Origin of the sequence: Corynebacterium sp. Marseille-Q4381 (assembly GCF_036881695.1) — a bacterium.
Lineage (GTDB): Bacteria > Actinomycetota > Actinomycetes > Mycobacteriales > Mycobacteriaceae > Corynebacterium.
Genome location: NZ_JBAJNR010000008.1, coordinates 76,750 through 101,975 on the forward strand (window position 1 = coordinate 76,750; position 25,226 = coordinate 101,975).

The 25,226-nt window shown below is 64.6% G+C and carries 22 protein-coding genes; 16 read left to right on the forward strand and 6 right to left on the reverse strand.

Translation table 11 applies throughout. From position 1 onward, the window contains the following. Positions 1-221: 221 nt before the first annotated feature. Positions 222-653 (reverse strand): aa3-type cytochrome oxidase subunit IV, encoded by a 432-nt coding sequence (ctaF, locus tag V6D40_RS08195; protein ID WP_334289869.1) that lies wholly within the window; start codon positions 651-653, stop codon positions 222-224. A 15-nt stretch (positions 654-668) separates the two neighbouring features. Then, positions 669-1,763 carry an aa3-type cytochrome oxidase subunit II gene (gene ctaC / locus V6D40_RS08200; RefSeq protein WP_334289870.1) on the reverse strand — a complete coding sequence of 365 codons (1,095 nt, stop codon included), beginning with the start codon at positions 1,761-1,763 and terminating at the stop codon, positions 669-671. A gap of 429 nt (positions 1,764-2,192) precedes the next feature. On the opposite strand from ctaC, the gene asnB reads away from it, so the two are divergent. Next, positions 2,193-4,115 (forward strand): asparagine synthase (glutamine-hydrolyzing), encoded by a 1,923-nt coding sequence (gene asnB, locus V6D40_RS08205; RefSeq protein ID WP_334289871.1) that lies wholly within the window; start codon positions 2,193-2,195, stop codon positions 4,113-4,115. 61 nt (positions 4,116-4,176) lie between these two features. On the opposite strand, the gene V6D40_RS08210 is transcribed toward asnB, so the two are convergent. Further along, complete coding sequence (locus V6D40_RS08210) at positions 4,177-4,521, reverse strand: HesB/IscA family protein (RefSeq protein WP_334289872.1); 345 nt, start codon at positions 4,519-4,521, stop codon at positions 4,177-4,179. A 142-nt stretch (positions 4,522-4,663) separates the two neighbouring features. On the opposite strand from V6D40_RS08210, the gene V6D40_RS08215 reads away from it, so the two are divergent. Continuing rightward, on the forward strand, positions 4,664-5,398 hold the full coding sequence (locus tag V6D40_RS08215) for a DUF3043 domain-containing protein (RefSeq protein WP_334289873.1): 735 nt from the start codon (positions 4,664-4,666) through the stop codon (positions 5,396-5,398). A 10-nt stretch (positions 5,399-5,408) separates the two neighbouring features. Then, on the forward strand, positions 5,409-6,380 hold the full coding sequence (locus V6D40_RS08220) for a nicotinate-nucleotide--dimethylbenzimidazole phosphoribosyltransferase (protein ID WP_334289874.1): 972 nt from the start codon (positions 5,409-5,411) through the stop codon (positions 6,378-6,380). Between the two features lie 3 nt (positions 6,381-6,383). Here V6D40_RS08220 and V6D40_RS08225 read toward each other — a convergent pair whose 3' ends face one another. Beyond that, the gene (locus V6D40_RS08225) at positions 6,384-7,484 is read right to left on the reverse strand and encodes a branched-chain amino acid aminotransferase (RefSeq protein WP_334289875.1); all 1,101 of its coding nucleotides are present in this window, start codon (positions 7,482-7,484) and stop codon (positions 6,384-6,386) included. A 48-nt stretch (positions 7,485-7,532) separates the two neighbouring features. Between V6D40_RS08225 and V6D40_RS08230 the strand changes: the two genes are divergently transcribed. Next, positions 7,533-9,008, forward strand: coding sequence for a leucyl aminopeptidase (locus tag V6D40_RS08230; RefSeq protein WP_334289876.1), 1,476 nt, complete (start codon positions 7,533-7,535; stop codon positions 9,006-9,008). Positions 9,009-9,015: 7 nt separating this feature from the next. Here V6D40_RS08230 and V6D40_RS08235 read toward each other — a convergent pair whose 3' ends face one another. Beyond that, a complete protein-coding gene (locus V6D40_RS08235; protein WP_334289877.1) occupies positions 9,016-9,411 on the reverse strand; it encodes an oxidoreductase in 396 nt (131 codons plus the stop codon). Positions 9,412-9,519: 108 nt separating this feature from the next. On the opposite strand from V6D40_RS08235, the gene sucB reads away from it, so the two are divergent. The 8 genes from sucB to V6D40_RS08275 all read left to right on the forward strand — a co-directional run bounded on the left by sucB (position 9,520) and on the right by V6D40_RS08275 (position 20,326). Further along, the gene (sucB, locus tag V6D40_RS08240; protein WP_334289878.1) at positions 9,520-11,757 is read left to right on the forward strand and encodes a 2-oxoglutarate dehydrogenase, E2 component, dihydrolipoamide succinyltransferase; all 2,238 of its coding nucleotides are present in this window, start codon (positions 9,520-9,522) and stop codon (positions 11,755-11,757) included. A 137-nt stretch (positions 11,758-11,894) separates the two neighbouring features. Then, the gene (gcvP, locus tag V6D40_RS08245; protein WP_334289879.1) at positions 11,895-14,780 is read left to right on the forward strand and encodes an aminomethyl-transferring glycine dehydrogenase; all 2,886 of its coding nucleotides are present in this window, start codon (positions 11,895-11,897) and stop codon (positions 14,778-14,780) included. Positions 14,781-14,798: 18 nt separating this feature from the next. Beyond that, the gene (gcvT, locus tag V6D40_RS08250; protein WP_334289880.1) at positions 14,799-15,884 is read left to right on the forward strand and encodes a glycine cleavage system aminomethyltransferase GcvT; all 1,086 of its coding nucleotides are present in this window, start codon (positions 14,799-14,801) and stop codon (positions 15,882-15,884) included. A 6-nt stretch (positions 15,885-15,890) separates the two neighbouring features. After that, a complete protein-coding gene (gcvH, locus tag V6D40_RS08255) occupies positions 15,891-16,283 on the forward strand; it encodes a glycine cleavage system protein GcvH (RefSeq protein WP_334289881.1) in 393 nt (130 codons plus the stop codon). Between the two features lie 17 nt (positions 16,284-16,300). After that, positions 16,301-17,086, forward strand: a complete 786-nt coding sequence (gene lipB, locus V6D40_RS08260) for a lipoyl(octanoyl) transferase LipB (RefSeq protein WP_334289882.1) — start codon at positions 16,301-16,303, stop codon at positions 17,084-17,086. A gap of 33 nt (positions 17,087-17,119) precedes the next feature. Next, positions 17,120-18,163: a lipoyl synthase gene (lipA, locus tag V6D40_RS08265; RefSeq protein WP_334289883.1), complete on the forward strand. Its 1,044-nt coding sequence runs from the start codon at positions 17,120-17,122 to the stop codon at positions 18,161-18,163. Positions 18,164-18,201: 38 nt separating this feature from the next. Then, positions 18,202-19,017, forward strand: a complete 816-nt coding sequence (locus V6D40_RS08270; RefSeq protein ID WP_334289884.1) for a DUF4191 domain-containing protein — start codon at positions 18,202-18,204, stop codon at positions 19,015-19,017. A 22-nt stretch (positions 19,018-19,039) separates the two neighbouring features. Beyond that, on the forward strand, positions 19,040-20,326 hold the full coding sequence (locus V6D40_RS08275; protein ID WP_334289885.1) for a threonine/serine ThrE exporter family protein: 1,287 nt from the start codon (positions 19,040-19,042) through the stop codon (positions 20,324-20,326). Here the strand turns inward: V6D40_RS08275 and V6D40_RS08280 are convergent. After that, a complete protein-coding gene (locus V6D40_RS08280) occupies positions 20,316-20,789 on the reverse strand; it encodes an RDD family protein (RefSeq protein WP_334289886.1) in 474 nt (157 codons plus the stop codon). The genes V6D40_RS08275 and V6D40_RS08280 overlap by 11 nt on opposite strands. Before the next feature lie 74 nt (positions 20,790-20,863). Here V6D40_RS08280 and glnA point away from each other — a divergent pair, with 74 nt between their 5' ends. The 4 genes from glnA (at position 20,864) to V6D40_RS08300 (ending at position 25,178) form a co-directional block, all read left to right on the forward strand. Continuing rightward, a complete protein-coding gene (glnA, locus tag V6D40_RS08285; RefSeq protein WP_334289887.1) occupies positions 20,864-22,300 on the forward strand; it encodes a type I glutamate--ammonia ligase in 1,437 nt (478 codons plus the stop codon). Between the two features lie 94 nt (positions 22,301-22,394). After that, on the forward strand, positions 22,395-23,381 hold the full coding sequence (locus tag V6D40_RS08290; protein WP_334289888.1) for a GIY-YIG nuclease family protein: 987 nt from the start codon (positions 22,395-22,397) through the stop codon (positions 23,379-23,381). A gap of 218 nt (positions 23,382-23,599) precedes the next feature. Further along, positions 23,600-24,541: a TDT family transporter gene (locus V6D40_RS08295; RefSeq protein ID WP_334289889.1), complete on the forward strand. Its 942-nt coding sequence runs from the start codon at positions 23,600-23,602 to the stop codon at positions 24,539-24,541. A gap of 91 nt (positions 24,542-24,632) precedes the next feature. Further along, complete coding sequence (locus V6D40_RS08300) at positions 24,633-25,178, forward strand: VIT1/CCC1 transporter family protein (RefSeq protein WP_334289890.1); 546 nt, start codon at positions 24,633-24,635, stop codon at positions 25,176-25,178. The last annotated feature ends 48 nt before the right edge of the window (positions 25,179-25,226 follow it).

Here is a 25,226-nt window from a genome sequence, read left to right on the forward strand (position 1 = left end):
GGCTCTTCGCTGCTTATCGACGCCCCCGCCAGTTCCCAAACGTGACCAAACTCACACCTCAGTCGCGCCGTGCGCGCGCTGCCCCCAACTTTCGGTTGACCCCCGCGGCGCCAACGGGCACAGACAGCAAAACCCCGCCACCTCCCGCATTGTTGCGGGGAGGTGACGGGGTGTGTCCGTCGGCGGAGGCGGGCCGGCGGGTCACGGTGCCGTCGAAAAGCTTAGTGCTTCTCGCGCGGGATACCGTACTGCAGGTTCAGCTGCGTGGTGGTCCAGATCAGGAAGACCGCACCGAAGGCGATCAGCCACAGCTGGTAGAAGGCGATACCGAGGCCCAGGAAGAAGACCGCGCCGGACATCGCGAACGGCCAGATGGAGCTCGGGGAGAAGAAGCCGAGCACGCCAGCGCCGTCCTCGATCTCCGCCTCTTCCCAGTCCTCCGGGACGATGTCCATGCGGCGCTCGGTGAAGTCCAAGTAGACGCCGAGCATGAAGGACATAGCCGTGGCAAGCACCAAGGCGACAGCACCGATCCACTCGATGCCGTAGAGCCACGCGTCCTCGCCGACCCACGAGGTGGCGAGAATGTAGAACACCGCCATCAGGGCCAAGAAGGTGCCGATTGCGTAGAAAACTCTTGCGCCAGTTCCCATTGTCGTTCCTTCTTTCTAAACGTTCGCGTTCGGGTCGGTGGTGTTCTCGCCGTCGCGGGTGCCGGTGCGGTCAGACACGAACGGGCGGGTGGAGGTTGCGTACGGGGCCTCGCCGATCGCCTCGAGCGCTTCGGAGTTCGGCGCCTGAGGGTTAGCGGTGCGGAAGGCAACGTAGTCGCGGAACTTCTCCGGGCTCACAGCGCGAACCTCGAAGTTCATCATTGCGTGGTAGGTACCGCACATCTCAGCGCAGCGGCCGACGAACGCGCCCTCGCGGTCGATGCGCTCAATCTGGAACGCGCGCTGCTGCTGGTTGTTCTCCGGGTGCGCGTACACGTCGCGCTTGAACAGGAACTCCGGAACCCAGAACGCGTGGTTCACGTCGCCGGACGCGAGGCGGAACTCGATCGCGGTCTCGGTCGGCAGCACGAGAACCGGAACCTCTTCAGTGGTGCCGAGGGTTTCGATCTCGTTGAAGTTCAGGTAGGAGATGTCGCCGGCGGAGGTCCCGTGAATCGGGTTCGCGTTGTGCATGTCCTCCGGGTCGTACTTGGTCGCGTCGGCGATTGCCTGGCGCTCCTCGTCGCGGCCGTCGTACTGCTGACCGTTTGCAGTGAACTCGCCGTCGATCTCTGCGTAGCCAAACTTCCAGTTCCACTGGTACGCGGTGACGTCGACCGCAACCTTCGGGTCCTTGTTCAGGGCCGTGGTGCGCGTCTGCGCCTGGACGGTGAAGAAGAACAGCACCATCACGATGACGATCGGCACAATCGTCAGGCCGAGCTCGAGTGGCACGTTGTACTGCAGCTGCTTCGGAAACTCCGAGGCGCCCTGCTTCTCGCGCTTCTTGTTGTTCCACGCGAAGATCGCCACGAGGAACAGGCCCCACATGATGATGCCGATGATCCACGCCGCGAGCCAGACCCAGACCCAGAAGTTGTGCAACTGCACGCCCTCCGGGGTGACCGGATCCGGCCAGCCCATACCGAGTACGCGGGACATCGCTTCCGGAGGAGCGACCTCGCAGCCCGTAAGCGCGAGCCCCCCGAAAATGAGCGAAGCCGCGACGCCAGCCTTCTTGGCAAAGCTGCGGTTCGTTTGCTTTTCCACGTGTGTTTGCCTTCCTGTCCACACTCTTAACCATGAATGCCCATGGAAATACCTGAACATTCCTACCCAGTCAGAATAGTTCAAATGGAATACGCCGTTGGAATTCAACAGTTCCCCCGCGACGTTTGCTTCCGCGTTGCAGAGTTTGCGATCGCCCGGCAAGGAAATCTGGGCCTGAACTTGGATTTATCCCCTCCCCCACGCTTGATCCGCAAGTGGCGCTGCGGCCACCCTGGGGTAGTTCCTCCGAAAGTTGGCCCCCTTTCGGGGCACGGCAAAAGGTGGACGCAGCGGCGACGCGCCCAGCGCTCACGCGATGCACGAGACGCGGCCGGGCGACTCTATTCTTGAGGGAGCAATTCGGCGCGTCGGCCGCTTTCGTTTCAGCGTCGACGCGCACCTTATATATAGGAGAGGATTCATACCGACATGTGTGGCCTGTTAGCAATGCTCACCGCGGGTGCGGATGCCCAACGCTACGCCCAATCCGTCGAGCAAGCGCTCCCCTGCATGTACCACCGCGGCCCCGACGCGGCGGGCACCTGGCACGACGAGAACGCCGTGTTCGGGTTCAATCGCTTGGCAATTATCGACATTGAGCACTCGCACCAACCGCTGCGCTGGGGACCGGAGGGCAACCCGGATCGCTACGCGCTGACGTTTAACGGCGAGATCTACAACTACCTCGAGCTGCGCGACGAGCTGACGAAGGAGGGCTACACGTTCGCCACCTCCGGCGACGGCGAGCCCATCGTCGTGGGTTACCACCACTGGGGCGCGGATGTGGTCAACCACCTGCGCGGCATGTTCGCCTTCGTCATTTGGGACACGGAGACGAACACGATGTTTGCTGCGCGCGACCAGTTCGGCATCAAGCCGCTGTACTACGCCACCACGGCGGCCGGTACGGTGTTCGCCTCGGAGAAGAAGTCGATCCTGGACATGGCTGAGCATATTGGTCTCGGCCTGGAGCTTGACCGCCGAGCTATCGAACACTACGTCGACCTGCAGTACGTGCCGGAGCCGGAGAGCTTGCACACTGAGATCCGGCGCGTCGAGTCCGGCTGCACGGTTTCGCTGACGCCCGGCGGCGAGGTCGTGTCCGAGCGCTACTTCAAACCGCACTTCACTCCGCAGCCGGTGGTAAAGGGCAAAGAGCAGGACCTCTACGACCGCATCGCGCGCGCGCTGGAGGACAGTGTGGAGAAGCACATGCGTGCCGACGTCACCGTGGGATCTTTCCTCTCCGGCGGCATCGACTCCACCGCGATCGCGGCGCTGGCGAAGCGCCACAACCCGAACCTGCTCACCTTCACCACCGGCTTCGAGCGCGAGGGCTACTCCGAGGTCGACGTGGCGGCGGAGTCCGCCGCTGCGATCGGTGTGGAGCACATCGTGAAGATCGTCTCCCCCGAAGAGTACGCGGACGCGATCCCGAAGATCATGTGGTACCTCGACGACCCGGTCGCGGACCCCTCCCTCGTCCCGCTGTTCTTCGTCGCCCAGGAGGCGCGCAAGCACGTCAAAGTCGTGCTCTCCGGCGAGGGCGCCGACGAACTCTTCGGTGGCTACACCATCTACAAGGAGCCGTTGTCGCTCGCGCCGTTTGAGAAGCTCCCCTCGCCGCTGGCAAGGGGGCTCAACCGCCTCAGCCGGGTCCTGCCGGAAGGTGTCAAGGGCAAGAGCCTGCTTGAGCGCGGCACCACCCCGATCGAGGACCGCTACTACGGCAACGCGCGCTCGTTCAACTTCGCGCAGCTGGAACGTGTGCTGCCGTGGGCGAAGCGCGAGTGGGACCACAGGGAGGTGACGGCGCCGATTTACGCGGCGTCGACAAGCATGGACCCTGTGGCGCGGATGCAGAACCTCGACCTGTTCACCTGGATGCGCGGCGACATCTTGGTCAAGGCCGACAAGATGAACATGGCGAACTCCCTTGAGCTGCGCGTGCCGTTCCTGGATAAAGAGGTCTTCGAGGTGGCGCAAACCATTCCGTTCGACCAGAAGATCGCCGGCGGCACCACCAAGTACGCGCTGCGCAAGGCGATGGAGCAGATCGTGCCGCCGCACGTGCTGCACCGCAAGAAGCTCGGCTTCCCAGTGCCGATGCGCCACTGGCTGGCCGGCGACGAGCTCTACGGCTGGGCGCAGGACACGATCAACGAGTCCGAAACCGACGACATCTTCAACAAGCCGCAGGTGCTGGAGATGCTGAAGGAGCACCGCGACGGCGTGTCCGACCACTCCAGGCGCTTGTGGACGGTGCTCGCGTTCATGGTCTGGCACGGCATCTTTGTGGAAGAGCGCATCGATCCGCAGATCGAGCACAAGGACTACCCGGTGAAGCTGTAAAGAGACACAGAAAAGCCCGAGCGCAATGCTCGGGCTTTTCTGTGTTTCGTCGCTATCGCGTTTAGTTAAACGAGTCGCCGCAGGCGCAGGCGCTACCGGCGTTCGGGTTGTCGATAGTGAAGCCCTGCTGCTCGATCGTGTCGGCGAAATCGATGGTCGCGCCCATCAGGTACGGCACGCTCATGCGGTCGACAACGAGGCGCACGCCGCCCACGACGTCGGCCTTGTCGCCGTCGAGCTCGCGGTCGTCGAAGTAAAGCTGGTAGCGCAGGCCCGCGCAGCCGCCGGGCTGCACAGCGATGCGCAGGGAGAGGTCGTCGCGGCCCTCCTGGTCGAGCAGCGCCTTGGCCTTCGCTGCTGCTGCCTCGGTCAAGATAACGCCGGTTGCGGACGTAGGTGCAGTCATTAGGTTCTCCTCACTTAGCTGTCGTGGAGTTCGGCCCCACCTTACTCCACGTCTGGTAGATCGTCGGAAAGATCCAAGCCATGCAACCGGACGAAGGCGGGCGATATTCCATCTGTTGAGGTCGCCTTGTAGCCTTGAGGGCGTGAAAAAACCCTGGCAGAAATCCGAACAGACCACATCCGGGTCGACCAAGGTGGAGCTCCCGTCGGCAAGTGAGCCGAAGAAGGGGGCTGGGGTGGTTGAGGGGGGCGTCGACAAGCGTGATGCCCCTGAGCTTCCGAAGGGCTACACGCCGCCGAAGGGCCGCCCGACGCCGAAGCGCCACGACCAGGAGGTCAAGCGCGGCGTGGTGCGCGACCCGAACGCCAAGACTCCGGAGCAGGCGCGGCAGCAGCGCAAAGAGCTCAAGAAGACCATGAGCAAGGACGAGTGGAAGGCGTACAAGAAGACTGAGCGCGACGAGCGGCGCGAAAGCAACCGCAAAATTCAGGAGCGCATCGACGCTGGCGACGAGCGCTACCTGCAGCAGCGCGACCAAGGCGAGGTGCGCCGCTACGTGCGCGACTGGGTCGATGCCCGCCGCTTCTTCAACAACTACGCGTTCCCGTTCGCGATGGTGCTGCTCGCGGTCATGTTCTTCGGTACGTTCTTGCCCCGCGTCGCAGCGGTGTTGAGTGTGGTGGCGATGCTGTTCATTCTCACCATCCTGATTGAGATGTTCATCATCGGTCGTCGCGCCAATGCTGCGGTACGCAAGCGTTTCCCAGACACCACCGACACCGGCTTCGGCCTCGGCATGTACGCGTTCAGCCGCGCTTCCCAGCCGCGCAGCTGGCGATCGCCCAAGCCGCAGGTCGCCGTCGGCGCCAAGGTGTAGGAGTGCGACCGTGTCCGTGACGTTTCCGCCCGTTGCCTCCCCCAACGAGTCGCTGCGGCGCGAGGTGATCGACATGCTCGACTCCTCAACCGCCGGCCGCGCGCTCGGCAGGCTCGGGTCCATCGGCGCGTGGGTCGCCGGCGTGCAGGACTCACCGCAGCCGCAGCCGTTCGGCCGCGCGCGTGCTGTGGTTGTCGCAGGCAATCACGGCGTTGCTCAGCGGGGGGTGTCCGCGTGGACCACGGACGCGGCCCGCGCGCAGGTCGAAGAGATAGAGGCGGGCGGCGGCGCGGTCAACGCGGCGGCGCGCCTCGCGGGCGCGGGTGTACGCCTCATCACGGACTACCTGGACTCCCCCACCGGATTCATCGACGTCGAGCCCGCTATGACCCCCGAGGCGTGCGAAGCTGCGTTCGAAGCTGGCATCGCGGTCGCCGACCAGGAAATCGACGCGGGCACAGACCTCATCGTCCCAGGCGACATCGGGGTGGCCAGCACCACGGTGGCCGCAGCGCTGTACGGCGTATTCACCCGCACCGAGCCGGTCAGCGCCATCGGCCGCGGCTCCGGCATCAACGACGAGGTGTGGAAAGTCAAGGTCGAAGCGATCCGCGACGCCATGTTCCGCGTCCGCACCTTCCGAGACGATGAAGCGCGCGTCATCGCGGAGATCGGCGGCCCCGACGTCGCGTTCCTCGTGGGGCTCATCGCGCAGTCGGCCGCGCGTAGGACGCCGCTGCTTATCGACGGAGCGTTGACCACCACCGCCGCCCTCACCGCCGAGCGCATGGCCCCTGGCACGCGCCAGTGGCTTATCGCAGGCCAGGTCACCCCGGAACCCTGCCACGTGGGCAGCGCCCAAGCGCTGGGCCTTACCCCCGTTTTGGCGCTCGACGCCACCGCAGGCCAAGGCGTCGGAGCGCTCGCAGCGCTACCGACGATCAACCTGGCCGCGGAACTCGTGGCGGACCTGGCCAGCTAGCGGCTACACCAGGCGGTAGTTCCAGCCGTGGGTGTCTTCCACGGCGCCGTTTTGGATGCCGCGCAGACGCTCGCGCAGCTCCATCGACACCGGTCCGGCCTCGTTGCCGTTCACAGTGAACTCGCCCTCAGCCGACAGCACACGCCCGACCGGCGTGATCACGGCCGCCGTGCCGCAGGCCAGGGTCTCACTGAAGCGGCCGCTCTCTGCACCGTCGCGCCACTCGTCCACGGTGATGCGGCGCTCCTCGGTGGCGTAACCGAGATCCTCGGCGACCTGCAGCAACGACTTGCGGGTGATGCCTGCGAGCAGCGAGCCGGACAGCGCCGGGGTGACCAGCTTGACCTCGTCGGCGAGCTTCTCAACGAACATGAGGTTCATGCCGCCCATTTCCTCGATGTACTTGCGCTCGATCGCGTCCAGCCACACAACTTGGTCGCAGCCTTTCTGCTCCGCTTCCTTCTGAGCGAGCAGGCTGGCCGCGTAGTTGCCGGCGAACTTCGCGTCGCCGGTGCCGCCGGGAGCCGCGCGGACATACTCCTCGGAGATCCACACACTCACCGGCTTCACGCCGCCCTTGAAGTAGGCGCCGGCCGGCGAGGCGATGACGTAGTACGTGTAGGAGCTGCTCGGCTTCACACCGAGGGTCTCCTCGGTGGAAATCATGAACGGGCGCAGGTACAGCGCCGCCTCGCCGCCGGCTTCGGGGACCCAGTCCTGGTCGATCTCCACCAGCTGGCGCAGCGACTCGATGAACAGCTCCTCGGGCAGCTCCGGCATAGCCAGGCGGTGCGCCGAGTGCTGGAAGCGCGCGGCGTTCTGGTCGGGGCGGAACGTGGTGATAGTGCCGTCTTCGTGGCGGTACGCCTTCAAGCCCTCGAAGATCGCTTGCCCGTAGTGCACAACGCTGGTGGCCGGGCCCAGCTCAATCGGTCCGAACGGGCGCACCTGCGCGTTGTGCCAGCCTTCCCCCTCGGTCCATTCGATGGAGACCATGTGGTCGGTGAACTTCTGGCCGAACGCCGGGTCGGCGAGGATCTCGCGGCGCTCCTCGTCGGACGCCGGGTGCTCGTTGCGGGTTACGTTGAATTCCGTTGCTGCCATGGTTTCACCCTACTCGGTAGCGCCGAGAGCCATATGTAGGCTCGGAGCATGGCTATCAACACTTTGCTCCCCGCTCGCGGCGCGTCCGCGACGGTGGATTTCTCCGACACCGCCCCCGAAAACGCGACGCTGATCGTGCCCGTCTCCCGGGGCGAGGACGGGCTCGAGGTCCCGGTCACCCGCTTCGCGGCTGGAGGCCTGCTCGAGGCTCTTTCAGCTGTCGGCGCCACCGGCAGTGCGGGGGAAACGGTGCGGCTGCTTGTCGACGGCCGCGTGTACCTCACCACCGGCCTCGGCAAAGACATCACCGACGAAGCCGTGCGCCGCGCGTACGGTGCCGCGGCGCGCTCGCTCAAGGCAGGCGCAGTGGCGGCAGCCTCCTGCGAGTTCGGTGTCGCCGCCGTTGCTGAGGGCCTTCTTCTCGGCTCCTACGCCTACCAGGGGCTGAAGTCGAAAGACGAGGACGACGCTGAGGAAGGCTCCCCCGCCATCACAGTCGTGGGCGACGCGGAGCACCGCGCCGAGTTTGAGCGCGCCGCAATCATCGCCGACTCGGTTAACCTCGCGCGCGACCTGGTCAACACCCCCGGCAACTTCCTCGCTCCAGCCGCCTACGCGGACGCGATCAAGCACGCGGCCGCGCCGTTTGGGCTTGAAGTCGAGGACTTCGGCGTTGACGAGCTGCGCGCCCAGGGCTTCGGGGGCATCCTCGCGGTTGGGGCTGGCTCCGCAAACGCTCCCCACTTGGTGCACGTTGGGTGGCGCCCGGAGGGCGCGCAGAAGCGTGTTGCCCTGGTCGGTAAAGGCATCACCTTCGACACAGGCGGCATTTCGCTCAAGCCCGCCGCAAAGATGGAGGAGATGATTTCGGACATGGGCGGCTCCGCGGCGCAGCTCGGCGCCGTGATCGCGGCGGCTCGCCTGAACCTGCCGGTCGCGGTGGACGCGTGGCTGCCGCTGGCGGAGAACATGCCGTCCGGCTCGGCAACGCGCCCGGGCGACGTGATCACCCACTACGGCGGTACCACCTCCGAGGTGCTCAACACCGACGCCGAGGGCCGCCTCGTGCTTGCCGACGCCATCGCCCGTGCCTGCGAGGACACCGGCGAAGGACAACCCGACTACCTCATTGAAACCGCGACTCTGACCGGCGCGCAGCTGGTGGCGCTGGGCACCCGCACTGCGGGTGTGATGGGCACCGACGAGTTCCGCGACAGCGTCGCCGCGACCGGCCGCGAGGTCGGCGAGCCGGCCTGGGCGATGCCGTTGCTCGAGGAGCAGAACGACGAGCTCAAATCCCCGGTCGCCGACATCCGCAACACGCACAACGCGCGAACCGGCGGCATGCTGTTCGCGGGCCTCTACCTTTCGCGCTTCGTGCCGGAAGGCACCCAGTGGGTACACATCGACATCGCCGGGCCCGCCTGGAACGGCGGCAAGGCCTACGGCTACACGCCGGCGCGGGCGACGGGTGCGCCGGTGCGCACAATTGTGGCGACGCTGACCCAGCTCGCCGAAGCGTAAAGAGCTTCTACTCGTACGGGTTTTCGCCGCGCTCGAACTTGGCGCGGCGTTCCTTCTGCTCGGCTCGCTTGCGCAGGATGCGCTCTTGCTCGATGCGTTTGCGCATGCGGTCCGGGTACCCGGTCTCCTCAACGTCGTAAAGCGCAATGCCCAACTGCGACCGAACCGCATCGATGCCCTTCGGTCCCCCGATACGCCGGCGGGTGTAGTTGCCCTTCTCGTCCACCAGCACGACCGACATCTCGTTGACCATCGTCTCTGGCTCCACGAACCCCTCAACAAACACCCGACCCTGCACCCATTGGCGCAGGTAAGCGGCATCGTCATCGCGGATGGTCTCCCCTGGGGCGCGCGGAGGGGCGAACTGCGAATTCCGTTTGCCTTTGCCGAAGAGATTGAACACGGCAGACATATTACTTCAGCCCCGTATTCAAACAACGGGCGCGAGCGTTAGCGGGTATTCTCGGGGGACGTATAACCAATCAATTTTGATGAGGAGACTTGAGAAAACATGGCGCACTCAGTTGAGATGCCCGAGCTGGGCGAGTCGGTAACCGAAGGCACGATCACCACCTGGCTGAAGGAAGTCGGCGACACCGTCGAGGTCGACGAGCCGCTGCTCGAGGTCTCCACCGACAAGGTCGACACCGAAATTCCGTCCCCTGTCGCAGGCGTCATCCTTGAGATCAAGGCTGAGGAAGACGACACCGTCGAGGTTGGCGACGTGATCGTCATTATCGGCGAGGAAGGCGAAGAGGCCGCTTCCTCCTCCTCGGACGACGAGGACACCGCAGACGCTGAGGAAAAGGCTGACGCTGAGGAGTCCAAGAAGGTCGAGGACACCGACGAGGACACCAAGAAGAAGGTGGAGAAGTCCGCCAAGGGTTCCTCCTCCGCTTCCGCCACCGACGTTGAGATGCCTGAGCTCGGCGAATCCGTCACCGAGGGCACGATCACCACATGGCTGAAGGAAGTCGGCGACACCGTCGAGGTCGACGAGCCGCTGCTCGAGGTCTCCACCGACAAGGTCGACACCGAGATCCCATCCCCGGTTGCCGGCACGCTCATCGAAATCCTCGCTGAAGAGGACGACACCGTCGAGGTTGGCGACGTTATCGCCCGCATTGGCGACGCCGATGCAGCTGCGTCCGGCGACGAGGACGACAGCGACGACGAAGAGAACCGCGGCGAGGACAACGTCGCCGACGAGGACGAGGAAGTCACCGAGTCCAACTCCGCTGAGGGTGAGGGCACCAACCCAGAGGACGCCCCGAAGAAGTCCGAGGAGAAGTCCTCCTCCAAGAACAAGAAGGGCTCCGGCGAGTCCACCACCGTCGAGATGCCGGAGCTCGGCGAGTCTGTCACCGAGGGCACCATCACCACCTGGCTGAAGTCGGTCGGCGACATGGTCGAGGTTGATGAGCCGCTGCTCGAGGTCTCCACCGATAAGGTCGACACCGAGATCCCGTCCCCGGTCGAGGGCACCATCCTCGAGATCCTCGCCGAAGAGGACGACACCGTCGAGGTCGGCCAGGCAATCGTGGTGATCGGCGACGCTGAGGCGGCCGCCGCAGACGACGCTGACACTGCCGACGAGGCGGAAGAGGCTGAGGAGCCGAAGAAGGAAGAGGCTCCGAAGGAGAAGGAGACCGAGGAAGCTGAGGAGCCGAAGGCTGAGAAGGGCTCCGCAGCGAACGAGCGTTCCGAGAAGGACGCCAAGAAGTCCGAGGACGACACCAAGCCGGGTTCCAACGCTTCCGAGAAGCTGGAGAACCGCGGCGACAAGGTACCGTACGTCACCCCGCTGGTGCGCAAGCTGGCCGAGAAGCACGGCGTTGACCTGAACTCCATCGAGGGCACCGGCGTTGGTGGCCGCATCCGCAAGCAGGACGTGCTCGCAGCCGCTGAGGGCACCGGCGCTGAGGGCGGCAAGGCTGCAGACGCCACTGAGGCCAAGACCGAGAGCCAGGCGCCGAAGGGCGAGCGCGCCAACTGGTCCACCAAGTCCGTGGACCCGGCGAAGCAGGAGCTGATCGGCACCACCCAGAAGGTCAACCGCATCCGCGAGATCACCGCCGCGAAGATGGTCGAGTCGCTGCAGACCACTGCCCAGCTGACCCACGTGCAAGAAGTCGACGTCACCCGCGTCGCCGAGCTGCGCAAGAAGGTCAAGCCGGCCTTCGTGGACAAGCACGGCGCGAACATCACTTACCTGGCGTTCTTTATCAAGGCCACCGCTGAGGCGCTCGTTTCCCACCCGAACGTCAACGCGTCCTACAACGCGGACGAGAAGACGATCACCTACCACGAGGACGTCAACATCGGCATCGCCGTGGACACCCCGCAGGGCCTGCTTGTGCCGGTGATTAAGAAGGTTCAGGACATGAACCTAGCGGACATTGCCAAGGCGATCGCCGACCTGGCTGAGCGCGCGCGCAACAAGAAGCTGCGCCCGGACGACCTTTCCGGCGCAACCTTCACGGTGACCAACATCGGTTCCGAGGGCGCCCTGCTGGATACCCCGGTGCTCACCCCGCCGCAGGCCGGCATCCTGGGCACCGCCGCGATTGAGAAGCGCCCGGTCATCGTGACCGAGGACGGCATCGACTCGATCGCAATCCGCCAGATGTGCTACCTGCCGTTCACCTACGATCACCAGTTGATCGACGGTGCAGATGCAGGACGTTTCGTCACCACGATCAAGGACCGCATCGAGGCGGGCAACTTCGAGGACGACTTGGGCCTCTAACCCCCCACTTGTAGCCGGTTAACCCGGCGCCGGATGCTTCCGGCGCCGGGTTTTTCGTGCGCAAATGCCGCTTGGTGACCGAGCTGAAGCGTTACACTGATCCGTGGTCACTCGCCTCTATGGATAAGGAGCTTCAGTTGGATTACATCTCCCGTCATGTCGGCCCAAACCAGGACGAGCGGCAGAAAATGCTCGACATTTTGGGGTACGAGAGCATCGATGCGCTGATTGCGGCTGCGGTGCCAGGCGGGATCTTGATGGACGGCGCGCTCGACTTGCCGGAAGCCTTGACGGAGTACGAGGCGCAGGCCCGGTTGCGTGAGCTCGCGGATAAGAACCGCGTCCTGCGCGCCTTCCACGGCCAGGGGTTCAACTCCACACTCACCCCGCCGGTGATCCGCCGCGGCGTGGTGGAGGACGCTGGCTGGTACACCGCTTACACCCCGTACCAAGCTGAAATCTCCCAAGGCCGCCTTGAGGCGCTGTTGAACTTCCAGACAATGGTGCAGGACCTCACCGGTCTCGACATCGCGAACGCCTCGTTGCTCGACGAGGCTTCCGCCGCAGCGGAGGCAGTCGGCCTGATGTCGCGGGTGGTGAAGAAGGGCCGCCGCGTGCTACTGGATTCGCGCCTGCACCCCCAAGTGGTCAACGTCGCCGCGGAGCGCGCCCGCGCCATCGATCTGGAGGTGGAGGTCACCGACCTTACCCAAAGCGTTGTCGGCGAAGACTTGGTCGGCGCTGTGTTCGCGTACCCGGGTACCGAGGGCGACATCGCTGATCCCCGCCCCGTCATCGAGGCGATTCACGAGCGCGGCGGTCTCGTCGCAATCGACGCCGACATCCTCGCGCTGACGCTGCTTGAATCGCCGGGTGAGCTCGGCGCCGATATCGCCATCGGCACTACCCAGCGCTTCGGTGTGCCGTTGTTCTACGGCGGCCCGCACGCGGCATACATGGCAGTCAAAGAGAAGCTGCAGCGCCAGCTGCCGGGCCGTCTTGTCGGCGTGTCCAAGGACGCCGAAGGCTACCCCGCCTACCGCCTCGCCCTGCAGACGCGTGAGCAGCACATCCGCCGCGAGCGCGCCACCTCCAACATCTGCACCGCGCAGGCGCTGCTCGCGGTCACGGCGTCGATGTACGCCGTCTACCACGGCCCGCAAGGGCTGACCGAGATCGCCCGCGCAGTGCACCAGCGCGCGACCGATTTTGCTGCGGCGCTTGAGAAGGCGGGTGTGAAGGTCAAGCACTCCGAGTTCTTCGACACTGTGGCGGTTGAAGTTGGGGATGTTGAAGGGTGCGTCGGCAAGCTTGCTCAAGCCGGCTACTTGGTGCGCGCCATCGATGCGCAGACCGTGGGTGTTTCCTTCGGCGAGGACACCACGGACGCCGATGTTGCCACATTGCTCGAGGGCTTCGGCGCGTCTGCCGGGGCGACCGGCGACAGCCGCATTCCGGAGGAGCTTGCCCGCACCACCGATTTCCTCACCCACGAGACGTTCAACCGCATCCACTCCGAGACGCAGATGATGCGCTACATCCGGGAGCTCGGCGACAAGGACCTCGCGCTGGACCGCACCATGATCCCGCTGGGCTCCTGCACCATGAAGCTCAACCCCACCGCGGGGCTCGAGGCGATCACCTGGCCGGGGTTCGCCAACGTGCACCCGTTCACCCCGGACGAGTACACCGAGGGCTGGCGCGAGCTGATTGAGGAGATCCGCTCCTGGCTAGTTGAGGTCACCGGCTACGCCGAGGTGTCGGTACAGCCGAACTCGGGCGCGACCGGCGAGCTGGCGGGCCTTCTGGCCATCCGCCGCTACCACGTGGCAAACGGTGACACGGAGCGCGATATCTGCCTGATCCCGGCTTCCGCCCACGGCACCAACGCGGCGTCTGCCACCCTGGCGAACCTGCGCGTAGTGGTGGTGAAAACCGCCGACGACGGATCGATCGACATCGCGGACCTGGACGAGAAGCTGGCCAAGCACGCCGATCACGTCGCCGCGATCATGCTCACTTACCCCTCCACGCACGGCGTGTACGAGACCGATGTGCGCACGGTGTGCGAGAAGGTGCACGCGGCGGGCGGCCAGGTCTACATCGACGGCGCGAACATGAACGCGCTGACCGGCATCGCCCGGCCGGGCGACTTCGGCGGCGACGTGAGCCACCTCAACCTGCACAAGACCTTCACCATCCCGCACGGCGGCGGCGGCCCGGGTGTGGGCCCGATCGGCGTGGCGGAGCACTTGATTCCCTTCCTGCCGTCGAACCCGAACGTGCCGCTCGAGCAGGCCGCGGGCGAGATCGACATTCGCGAAGGCGTGCCGGTAGCCTCCACGCTGTACGGCTCGGCGGGTGTGCTGCCGATCTCCTGGTCCTACATCGCGATGTCGGGCGCTGCCGGGCTGCGCGCAGCAACCGAGCACGCTGTGCTGAACGCCAACTACATCGCGCGTTCGCTGCGCGACTCGTTCCCGATTCTCTACACCGGCAACGAGGAGCTGGTGGGCCACGAGTGCATCCTGGACTTGCGCGGCATCACCGAGCAGTCCGGCGTGACCGCGGCCGATGTGGCCAAGCGCCTGATCGACTACGGCTTCCACGCCCCCACGCTGGCTTTCCCCGTGGCGGGCACGCTTATGGTGGAGCCGACCGAGTCGGAGGACTTGGAGGAGTTGGACCGCTTCATCGAGGCGATGCGCTCCATCCGCGCCGAGATTCAGGAGATTATCGACGGCCGCGTGGACTACGAGTCCTCCGTCGTCCACAACGCGCCGTTCACCGCGCAGAGCGTGATCCGCAACGAGTGGCCGTACGAGTTCACCCGCGAGCAAGCGGCCTACCCCGTCGACACGCTTGTGCACCGCAAGTACTTCCCGCCGGTGCGCCGCATTGACGAGGCGTTCGGCGACCGCAACCTGCAGTGCGCCTGCCCGCCGCCGGAGGCGTTCGACATCACCCCCGAAGTAGTCGAGGACGTCGACGTCGAGATCTCAGAGAAGAACGCGAAGTACTAGATAAGCGAAGGAGCACCCATGCCACAGACCCCACTTCACCAAACACACGAGGCGCTCGGCGCCCAGTTCACCGACTTCGGCGGCTGGACGATGCCGCTGAAGTACGGCTCCGAGCTGGAGGAACACCGCGCCGTGCGAACCGGCGTCGGTATTTTCGACCTCTCCCACATGGGCGAGATCGACGTGATGGGCCCCGACGCCGCCGCGTTTTTGGACTACGCGCTGATCTCCAACTTCTCCTCGCTCAAGGAGGGCAAGGCGAAGTACTCCATGATCGTTGGCGAGGACGGCGGCATCCTGGACGACCTGATCACCTACCGCTTCGGCGAGCACCACTTCATGGTCGTGCCCAACGCTGCCAACACCGACACAGTGTGGGAAGCGTTCCAGGCGCGCAAGGGCGACTTCAACGTCGAGCTGCGCAACGATTCGCAGACCGTGGCGCTCGTTGCGGTCCAGGGTCCAGGTTCGCTCGAGGTGTTGGGGCAGTTGCTTGCCGACGACCCGTCGAACCTCTCCTACTATTCCGGAGCATGGAACACGCTTCGCTCCGGCGGCGAGGACATCGAGGTCTTCGTCGCCCGCACGGGCTACACCGGCGAGGACGGCTTCGAGCTGTTCTGCATGTTCGATGACGCCCAGAAGGTGTGGGACGCCGTGATTGACCACGGCACCCCGTGTGGGTTGGCTGCGCGTGATTCGCTGCGTCTTGAAGCATCAATGCCCCTCTACGGCCACGAGCTGACCACCGGAATCACCCCCGTCGAGGCGGGGATGGGACGCGCGTACGCGAAGAAGGAGGCGGACTTCGTGGGCAAGCAAGCCCTCACGGGCCGCGAGCCGTCGATAGTCATCGCGGGCCTGACTTCTACCGCGCGCCGCGCAGCCCGCGAGGGCGCGGAGATTTTCCTGCCCGGCTCGGACGACAAGATCGGCGTGGTCACCTCCGGCCAGCCCTCGCCTACCCTGGGCCACCCGGTGGCGCTGGCGCACCTCGATCCCGCACACGCGGAGATCGGAACTGACGTAGAGATTGACATCCGCGGGCGCCGCTACCCGTTTACCATTACTGCAACCCCGTTTTACAAGCGAAAGGACGCGTAACGCACCATGGCACTGAACCAGGACTACTTCTACTCCGAGGACCACGAGTGGATCAACGCGACCCCGGACACCGCTGTCGGCCAGAAGGTCCGCGTGGGCATCACCAACGTGGCAGCTGACCGCCTGGGCGAGGTTGTCTTCGCTGAGCTGCCGGCCGTCGGCGACACCGTGACTGCGGGCGAGACCTGCGGCGAGATCGAGTCCACGAAGAGCGTCTCCGACCTCTACTCCCCAGTCACCGGCACTGTCACCGCGGTGAACGAGGACATCGACGGCGCCTACGAGGCGATCAACAACGACCCGTTCGGCGCCGGCTGGCTCTTCGAGGTCGAGGTTGAGGAGGTCGGCCCGCTGCTCAGCGCCGGCGAGTACGCCGAAGCGAACGGCATCGAGGCGTAAGGCTCTCGCAAAACATCATGACCGCTCCCCGCGACCCGTTCTTCCCCGCCGACAAGTCCATCCGCGCCTCCGCGGACCCAGTTGACGTGCGCAACTTGGGTGTCGTGGACTACCAACAGGCGTGGGACATGCAGGCGGAACTCGCGGCGAAGCGGGCAGCCGGCGAGATCGGCGACACCATCTTAGTGCTCGAGCACCCGAGCACGTTCACGGCCGGCAAACGCACCCAGCCGGAGGACATGCCAGACGAGTCCTACCCGGTCCCCGTGGTCGCCGTCGACCGCGGCGGCCGCATCACCTGGCACGGCGAGGGCCAGCTGGTGGTCTACCCGATTATCAAACTCGCCGAGCCGGTGGACGTCGTCGACTACGTCCGCCGCCTCGAAGAGGCGCTGATTGAGGCGGTTCGCATCGCAGGAGTGGAAACCGCCGGGCGCATTGACGGCCGCTCCGGCGTGTGGGTGCCCGCTCAAACCCGCGCGGCCGACCCGTCCGCCTCCACGCGCGACCGCAAGGTCGCGGCTCTTGGCATCCGCATCACCCGCGGCGTGACCATGCACGGGCTCAGCCTCAACTGCAACAACACCCTCGAGCACTACTCCCACATCGTCGCCTGCGGCATCGACGACGCCGATGTGACCACGATGAGCTTGGAGCTCGGCCGCGACGTCACCCCAAGCGACATGGAGCAGTTGCTTATCGACGCCCTCCTGCGCGCCCTAAGCGGCGAGCTCGTCGTCGCAGACCATTCCTTCGGCTCCGCCCCCGATCCGTCCAAGGGCCTGCGCAAGCGCCGTCCCTGACGTGTCGCTTGACACATCCACTACGGTGAAGGTGTGACTGTTGCACCTGAAGGCCGCAAGATGTTGCGCATTGAGAAGCGAAATGCGCAGACCCCAATCGAGTCGAAACCGCGGTGGATCCGCAACGCGGTGAAAACAGGTCCCGAGTACGAGGACATGAAGCAAAAGGTCAAGGGTGCGTCCCTGCACACCGTGTGCCAGGAGGCAGGCTGCCCCAACATCCACGAGTGCTGGGAGTCCCGCGAGGCCACGTTCCTGATCGGCGGGGCGAACTGCTCCCGCCGCTGCGACTTCTGCCAGATCAACTCCGCGAAGCCGGAGCCGCTCGACCGTGAGGAGCCGCAGCGCGTGGCCGAGTCGGTCCGCGAGATGAACCTGAACTACTCCACCATCACCGGTGTGACCCGCGACGACCTCGAGGACGAGGGCGCGTGGCTCTACGCCGAGGTGGTGCGCAAAATCCACGAACTCAACCCGCACACCGGCGTGGAGAACCTGACCCCGGACTTCTCCGGCAAGCCGGATCTTTTGGCCGAGGTCTTTGAGGCTCGCCCCGAGGTGTTCGCCCACAACGTGGAAACTGTGCCGCGCATTTTCAAGCGCATCCGTCCGGCCTTCCGCTACGAGCGCTCGCTCGATGTGATCCGCCAGGCCCGCGATTTCGGACTCATCACCAAGTCGAACCTGATCCTCGGCATGGGCGAGACCCAGGACGAGGTCATGGAGGCCCTCCACGACCTCGTCGACGCCGGCACCGACATCATCACGATCACCCAGTACCTGCGCCCGGGCCCGATGTACCACCCGATCGAGCGCTGGGTGAAGCCGGAAGAGTTCATCGAGTACCGCGACGCCGCGTACGAGATGGGCTTCGGCGCCGTCATGTCTGGCCCGCTGGTCCGCTCCTCCTACCGCGCAGGCAAGCTTTACGTCGAGGCGATGGAGCACCGCGGTCTCGAACTCCCGGAAAACCTGAAGCACTTGGCGCAGACGTCGCAAGGCGATACTGCCCAAGAGGCCTCCACCCTGCTGGCAAAGTACGGCGAGAGCGCCGACCACCCGGTTACCACTCGTTAGCTTTGGCAGCCGGCGCGCTGTGACCTAGAGTATTTCCCATGGCCAAGGACGCGAAGGCACAAGCCCAGAAGTCAGCAGCGAAGGCGGCGCAGAAGGCTGCCAAGAAGGAGCAGCGACAAGCGAAGCGCGAGAAGGGGAAGGCCACCCGCGGCCAGATCCGCCAGGCGTTTTCCCTGCAGCGCAAGCGCGACAAGAAGCTCATCCCGCTTATGGTGGCCTCTGTTCTCGGGTTGGGTCTGCTGTTCTTCCTCATCGGCCTGCTTTTCAACGGCCAGTGGTTCATGCTGGTGCTGGGCCTGCTCGCGGGCGCGGTTTTGGCGATGTTCATCTTCTCCCGCCGCCTCGAAGGCTCGATGTACGACGAGGTGGGCGATACCCCCGGCGCCGCGGGATGGACGCTGGAGAACATGCGCAACACCATGGGCATCGTGTGGCTGACGAAGACCGCCGTTCAGGCGACCCCGCAGATGGACACAGTCCACCGAGTCGTGGGCAACCCGGGTGTCGTGCTCGTCGGCGAAGGCGATCCGAAGCGCCTCAAGCAACTCATGAACAAGGAGCACAAGCGCACTGAACGCCTGCTCGCCGGCGTGCCGGTCTACGAGGTCTACGCCGGTGAGGGCGAAGGCCAGGTACGCGTCCGCGACCTGCAGAAGCACCTTCTGAAGCTGCCGAAGAACTACCAGAAGGACCAGGTCTACGGGATGTCGGCAAAGCTTGAGGCCATGGACAACCGAACCCGCGGCGGCAACATGCCGGGCCTGCCCGGCGGTCCGATGCCACGGCAGGCGCAGAACATGGCGGGCATGAACCGCAAGATGCGCCGCATGCAGCAGCGCCAGGGCGGCAAGTAGCGCCTCCTCCCCCACCGCGCCCGTGGCTGACCAGACAGATTTCGCCGCCGAAGCAAACACGACGCTTCGATTCGGCATGATGCTGCTCGCCGCAGGTGCGTCCGGTTACCGGGTGATCCGCGGCATGAAACGCTGCGCGCGCTCGCTCGGGTTCGACGAAGCGGACGTGCTCGTCGGGTTCAACTCCATCAGCGCTACCTTCCACCACGGAGCGGATTTCCGCACCGTGGTAGCCGACGTTCCGCTGCCGGGTGTTAACGCCAGCCGCATCGAGGCACTCGAGACTGTAGCCCACTCCATGATGCAGAGCCCGCACTCGGCGCAGGAGATCAACGCTGCCCTCGATGACATCGAGCGCATCCCCACCCCCCGCTGGCCCCTGTGGTTAGCCATGATCGCCGCCGGGCTCGCGTGCGCCGGGTTCGCCGTGATTAACCAGTTCGGCTACGACGCGGCGTGCCTCGTGTTTATCGCCGCCGCCGTCGGCCACTACGTGCGTGTGAAGTTGCACCACACGCACTTGAACGTCCTCGGGGTCATCGGATGCAGCGCGTTTACCACCTCGGTGCTCTACCTCATCTTGGCGCATTTTGCGCCCACCGCGACGGATCTTTCCGCCGGATTCATCGCCGCAGTGCTCTTTCTCATCCCCGGTTTTCCGCTCTTCTCGTCGTTCGTGGATCTGGCCCGCTTCGACTTCACCTCAGGCATCCCCCGGCTGTTTTTCGCCCTCGAGATCATCACCGTCATCATGCTCACCGTCGTCGTGGTGGCGATGCTCTCCGGCACCCCGCAGCCGGTGCCCGCGTCGCGCGAGCCGAGTTTGGAGTACTTCGTCTCGGGGGGCATCGCCTCCTTCGTGGCCGTCGGGTGCTTCGCGCTGCTGTTCAACTCCTCGCGCCGCATGGCGCTCATCGCCGCGTCCGTCGGTTTCATGGCGAACTTGGGCCGCCTCGCCCTGCTGACACAGGACATCGCGCCGTTTTTGGCGGCCTTCGTCGCGGCGCTGTTCATCGGCCTCTTCGGTTCCCAGCTCGGTCGCCTCGCCACCATCCCGCGTGTGACCGTGACCATCCCGGCGTCTGTGGTGATGATTCCGGGAACCACGATCTACACGGCTGTGCACGGGTTCGCGCAGGGCAACACGCCGGACGCGCTCTACGCGTTTACCGACGTTGCCCTCACCGTCTTGTTCATCGCCGCAGGGCTGACTATCGCCCGGATGCTGACTGACCAGGCTTGGGCTTTCAACCGGCACATCGACTTTCACAAGCCCCTCGACGGGGAGGCAGTGCCGATTAACCGTTGATGACGGTGGTGTTCGTTGCCCGGTCGTGCATGCCGCGGCCGTCCGCGTCCACCATCGCGGCGGGCAAAATGAACCCGGTCAAGATCGTGCGCACCGCGGCCCGCCAAAAGCCCACCGGTGCTTCCGCGTCTACGCGAGCCACGCCCATGCGCAGCAGCGCCATGCCGGGGGTGCGCGCAAACAGCCAGCCAGTGAGGATGCCCATCGCGACCCAGATCAGGTAGGTCAGCGTCGCCGTGTCGCCGAGGCGGTCGGTGTTCGCGGTCAGAAGCGTCGCAACAGCGAGGCAGAGAAGCCAGTCAATCAACACAGCTGCCATGCGGCGCGCGACAGACGCCTGCGATCCAGGACCAGTTCTGGGCATACCAAAGAATTCGCCCGGGTACTCCGGCAGACCGGGCTCCCCGCTGAATTGGTTCGGAATTTCCGGTCCTTCGCGCCAGCTTCCCCTCTTTTCAGCCATGCGATGTAGCGTAGCTGGCTGCATCGATTCCGATAGAATCGGTGACGTTCAATTTTCGTTCTAAGGAGAGGCACGTGGCCTTCGAGTCCATCGACGACGTACAGAAATTCATCACCGACGAAGACGTGGAATTCATTGATGTGAGGTTCACCGACGTACCGGGTATTGAACACCACTTCTCTATTCCGGCGTCCGAGTTCGGTGAGGAAGAGATGGAAGAAGGCCTGGCGTTCGACGGCTCCTCCATCCGCGGCTTTACCACCATCGAGGAATCCGACATGGTGCTTATGCCGGACTTGGCGACGGCCAAGCTAGACCTGTTCCGCTCCACGAAGACGCTGAACCTCAAGTTCTTCGTCAACGACCCGTTCACCCACGAGCCGTTCAGCCGCGACCCGCGCAACGTCGCCCGCAAGGCAGAGCAGTACCTCGCCTCCACCGGCATCGCCGACACCTGCAGCTTCGGCGCGGAAGCGGAGTTCTACCTCTTCGACTCCATCCGCTACGAGGTCGAACCCCACCGCTCCTTCTTCGAGATCGATGCCGAGGAAGGCTGGTGGAACCGCGGCAAAGAGACCGACATCGACGGCGGCCCGAACTTGGGCTACAAGAACCGCGAGAAGGGCGGCTACTTCCCCGTCGCGCCGCACGACAAGACGGTCGAGGTGCGCGACGCGATGGTGCACAACCTGGCCCGCTCCGGCTTCACGGTTGAGCGCTTCCACCGCGAAGTGGGTAACGGTGGCCAGCAGGAGATCAACTACCGCTTCAACACGCTGCTGCACGCCGCAGATGACCTGCAGGACTTCAAGTACATCGTGAAGAACACCGCCCTGCAGTTCGGCAAAACCGCCACGTTTATGCCGAAACCGCTCGCCGGTGACAACGGCTCCGGCATGCACGCCCACCAGTCGCTGTGGAAGGACGGCGAGCCACTGTTTTACGACGAGTCCGGCTACGGCGGTCTTTCCGACATCGCCCGCTGGTACATCGGCGGCATCCTCGAGCACGCCGGCGCCGTGCTGGCGTTCACGAACCCGACGCTCAACTCCTACCACCGCCTGGTACCGGGCTTCGAGGCCCCGATCAACCTCGTCTACTCGCAGCGCAACCGCTCCGCAGCCATCCGCATCCCGATCACCGGTACGAACCCGAAGGCCAAGCGCATCGAGTTCCGCGCTCCGGATCCGTCGGGCAACCCGTACTTCGGCTTCGCCGCGATGATGATGGCTGGTCTCGACGGCGTGAAGAACCGCATCGAGCCGCACGCCCCGGTGGACAAGGACCTTTACGAGCTGCCGCCGGAAGAGGCCAAGGAAATCCCGCAGGCACCGACGTCCCTCGAGGCATCCCTCGCGGCTCTGGAAGCGGACCACGACTTCCTGACCGAAGGCGACGTCTTCACCGACGACCTGATCGAGACCTACGTGCGCCTCAAGTACGACAACGAGATCGCCCCGGCGCGCCTGCGCCCGACGCCGCTCGAGTTCGAGATGTACTTCGACTGCTAAAACGCGCGGAGCTCGGCGTGTCGGCGTGGCTGGGCCGCTCGCAACGCGGCTCAGACGCCGAGCGCCGTCGAGTTGACGAGCCTATTATCGGGTTATGCATGAAGAAGTCGTCAGTTCTTCCCCAGGGAACCACCCAAACGAAAGCGCTGAGAATGCGGAAACCCGGCACAGTGCTGAGCGACCTGGCAGCGAAAGCGCCGACGTCGACAATGATGTCGTTTCTCACCCCACTGGGTTGAGTTGGAAAGACGCCGTGCGTTACGTGCTGAAGGTGAGCGGCGGCCCGATGAGCACCACCGCAATCTCCGACCGCATTAGCGAGTGGAACCTACGCAGCAGCCAGATTTCCAACCCGGTGCAAGCGGTCAACAACGCGCTGCGTATTCAGCTCAAGGCTGAGGTAGAGCAGGACCAGGATAGTAAGTACCGCCTTACGGACGAGGCTGCGGCCGCAGTGCGTCTAGAGGAGTTCTACAACACCCCGTCGACGAACACTGCCATTGCGGAAGACGCGGAGGTCTCGCGCGAGATCGCCAAAGAGAACAGCGACCGTATCATCCGCTCATTCGGGATCTTCTGGAGCCGATCCGACGTAATTTGGAAAGCGAGCCAGGGCAGCTCGCGCACCGCTACCCGAATGCTGGGCAGATCGAACGACAGGGCACCGGAGATCGATTTTGGTGATCAGCCCGGTATCTACATTCTGTACAACGGCGAGAAGCCGATCTACGTGGGACAAGCGAAAGACGGGCGACTTAGCGACAGGATCGGCGACCACACGCGCGACCGCTTGAAGTCCCGCTGGGATCGGTTCTCGTGGTTTGGTCTGAAGTCAGTGGACCCGAACGCATCAAGGCTTGAACCGTTGCTCGGCTACGAAAGCGACCCGACGGTTATGGTGAAACAGCTCATCGACGCGTTCGAGGCGCTGCTTATCGAGGGCATGGAACCAGCACAGAACCGACGTGGCGGCAACCAGCTTAAAGACATCGAATATCTGCAGGTTCGCGACCCAAACCTCGATCAGTTTCAAGATCAAGCGGAGGCCTTCGCCCGCTTCATGCGATTAGTGATCGATTAGGACGACCTAGACTCGCCACGTTGCCCCACACTCCAAAGGGCGTCCGTAGGAGGGCGTCAGCCGGAGGGCGGAAGTGCGGGTTCTTGAACGTATATCCGCCCTCCTACGGACGCCCTTTGGGTGACTTGCACTCTGCGGGCGCGTGTGGGCGGGTGGTGTGGAGGTGGGTTGAGGGGTTGAAGGGGCGTCGTGAAGCAAAAGAAACTACCATATTCGCCGTGACTGAACGTTTTCGCGGATTGCCTGCGCCGGGTCCTGCGTGGGGCGGCAGCCTCATGGGTACCTCCATCGTTGCCCGTCTGTTGGTCGAGGAAGACATGATGGTGGCGGCCGGGGTGTTCGCCGTCATCTCCTGCGCCATCATGGTGGCGCTAACAGTTGGGTTTTTGAGATACCGGGAGCCGTCGTTCGAGCGCGCCACCGTTGCGGAGTGGTCAATGTACTTCATCGGCATCTTGGCGCTTGGTGCGGCGCTGTCCGGGTTGACGGACAACAGCGTGTACCGCCTCGTTGGTTTTTGGATTGGCGCTCCAGTCACCGTTATCACGTGGGTGATCCAGCTGACGCGCTTTGAGGGCGACCCGAAATTCACGTGGGGTCTGCCACTTGTCGGGCCGATGATCTCAGCCTCGGTTGCTGGGTGGCTCTCGCGCGACTACGGCCACATCTATCACGTGATGGGCACGACACTGTTCTTCATGTCGCTGCTCACCGCAGTGCCAACGTTTATCCGCGTGTACTGGGCTGCTTGGCACGGCAGGGTCGATTTGTCGGGTCCGAAGTCTGCGACAGCGTGGGTGCCTCTGGGCGTTATCGGGCAATCCACCACCGCGCTGCAGATTTTATTCCCGGGCCGCGTTTCCATCTACTACGGCTATGTGGCGCTCATCCTGGCGATTCCGCTTGCGATCTACGCGATGATCACGTTCTACCCGAACGTGGCGCGCTGGGTGGACTACTCCCCCGCGTGGTGGTCGTGCACGTTCCCGCCGGGAACGGTGAGCATGGGCGGCCACCAAGTGGCGCTGGTCAACGGTTCTAAGTGGCTTGATGCGGTCGCGCTGAGCATCCCGGTCCTGCTGATTATCCACTGGACGCTGTGCTCGAGCCGGTTCGTCACCTGGGTGCTGGAAGAGCGGAAAACGGGTGCCGCGAGTTAGTTAGGTAAGGCTAGAAAAAGGTACCTTACCCTGCGCAAAGTTACCCTCGGCTTGCTTGCTCGGGGTCGCGTTGGCCGTCACAATGTGCGGCATGGAAACTCGACAGTCGGCGCCATCCGGCACTGCGAGCGTCGGCGAGAAGCTCAACCGCCTCCGCGCCGCGGTGCTGGGCGCGAACGACGGCATTGTCTCCACCGCGGCGGTGCTCGTCGGTGTCGCAGGCGCCACGAACGACACGAAGGCGATCGCCACGGCGGGCCTGGCGGCGGTAGTCGGCGGTGCGGTGTCGATGGCGCTTGGTGAGTATGTGTCGGTGTCGTCGCAAAGAGACTCCGAGGAAACAATGGGCGTGGAAGCCCACGAGCGGGTGAACCCGTGGTCGGCAGGAGTCGCTTCGTTCTTCGCGTTCCTGCTGGGGGCAATGCTGCCTTTCGGCGCGGCGATGCTCGCCCCCGCCTCGTGGCGGATTGGCGCAATCTTTGCGCTGACCTTGGTTTCGCTCGCGCTCACGGGTGCGCTCAGCGCCAAGCTCGGCAACGCGAAGATGGGTCGCAGCGTTATGCGAATCGTCATCGGTGGATCGCTCGCCTTGGCGGCGACGTTCATCGTTGGGTCGCTCTTCGGCCAAAGCGTGTGACACACAGCTGGGTTAGACTCACTTTCGTTCCTGTCCGCGCTGACTACA

Excerpts from the sequence above, each read along its gene's own strand:
- ctaF (WP_334289869.1), bottom strand. The coding sequence starts at position 653 with ATGGGAACTGGCGCAAGAGTTTTCTACGCAATCGGCACCTTCTTGGCC.
- asnB (WP_334289871.1), top strand. The coding sequence starts at position 2,193 with ATGTGTGGCCTGTTAGCAATGCTCACCGCGGGTGCGGATGCCCAACGC.
- V6D40_RS08210 (WP_334289872.1), bottom strand. The coding sequence starts at position 4,521 with ATGACTGCACCTACGTCCGCAACCGGCGTTATCTTGACCGAGGCAGCA.
- V6D40_RS08225 (WP_334289875.1), bottom strand. The coding sequence starts at position 7,484 with ATGGCAGCAACGGAATTCAACGTAACCCGCAACGAGCACCCGGCGTCC.
- V6D40_RS08230 (WP_334289876.1), top strand. The coding sequence starts at position 7,533 with ATGGCTATCAACACTTTGCTCCCCGCTCGCGGCGCGTCCGCGACGGTG.
- sucB (WP_334289878.1), top strand. The coding sequence starts at position 9,520 with ATGGCGCACTCAGTTGAGATGCCCGAGCTGGGCGAGTCGGTAACCGAA.
- gcvT (WP_334289880.1), top strand. The coding sequence starts at position 14,799 with ATGCCACAGACCCCACTTCACCAAACACACGAGGCGCTCGGCGCCCAG.
- gcvH (WP_334289881.1), top strand. The coding sequence starts at position 15,891 with ATGGCACTGAACCAGGACTACTTCTACTCCGAGGACCACGAGTGGATC.
- lipB (WP_334289882.1), top strand. The coding sequence starts at position 16,301 with ATGACCGCTCCCCGCGACCCGTTCTTCCCCGCCGACAAGTCCATCCGC.
- V6D40_RS08270 (WP_334289884.1), top strand. The coding sequence starts at position 18,202 with ATGGCCAAGGACGCGAAGGCACAAGCCCAGAAGTCAGCAGCGAAGGCG.
- V6D40_RS08280 (WP_334289886.1), bottom strand. The coding sequence starts at position 20,789 with ATGGCTGAAAAGAGGGGAAGCTGGCGCGAAGGACCGGAAATTCCGAAC.
- V6D40_RS08290 (WP_334289888.1), top strand. The coding sequence starts at position 22,395 with ATGCATGAAGAAGTCGTCAGTTCTTCCCCAGGGAACCACCCAAACGAA.
- V6D40_RS08300 (WP_334289890.1), top strand. The coding sequence starts at position 24,633 with ATGGAAACTCGACAGTCGGCGCCATCCGGCACTGCGAGCGTCGGCGAG.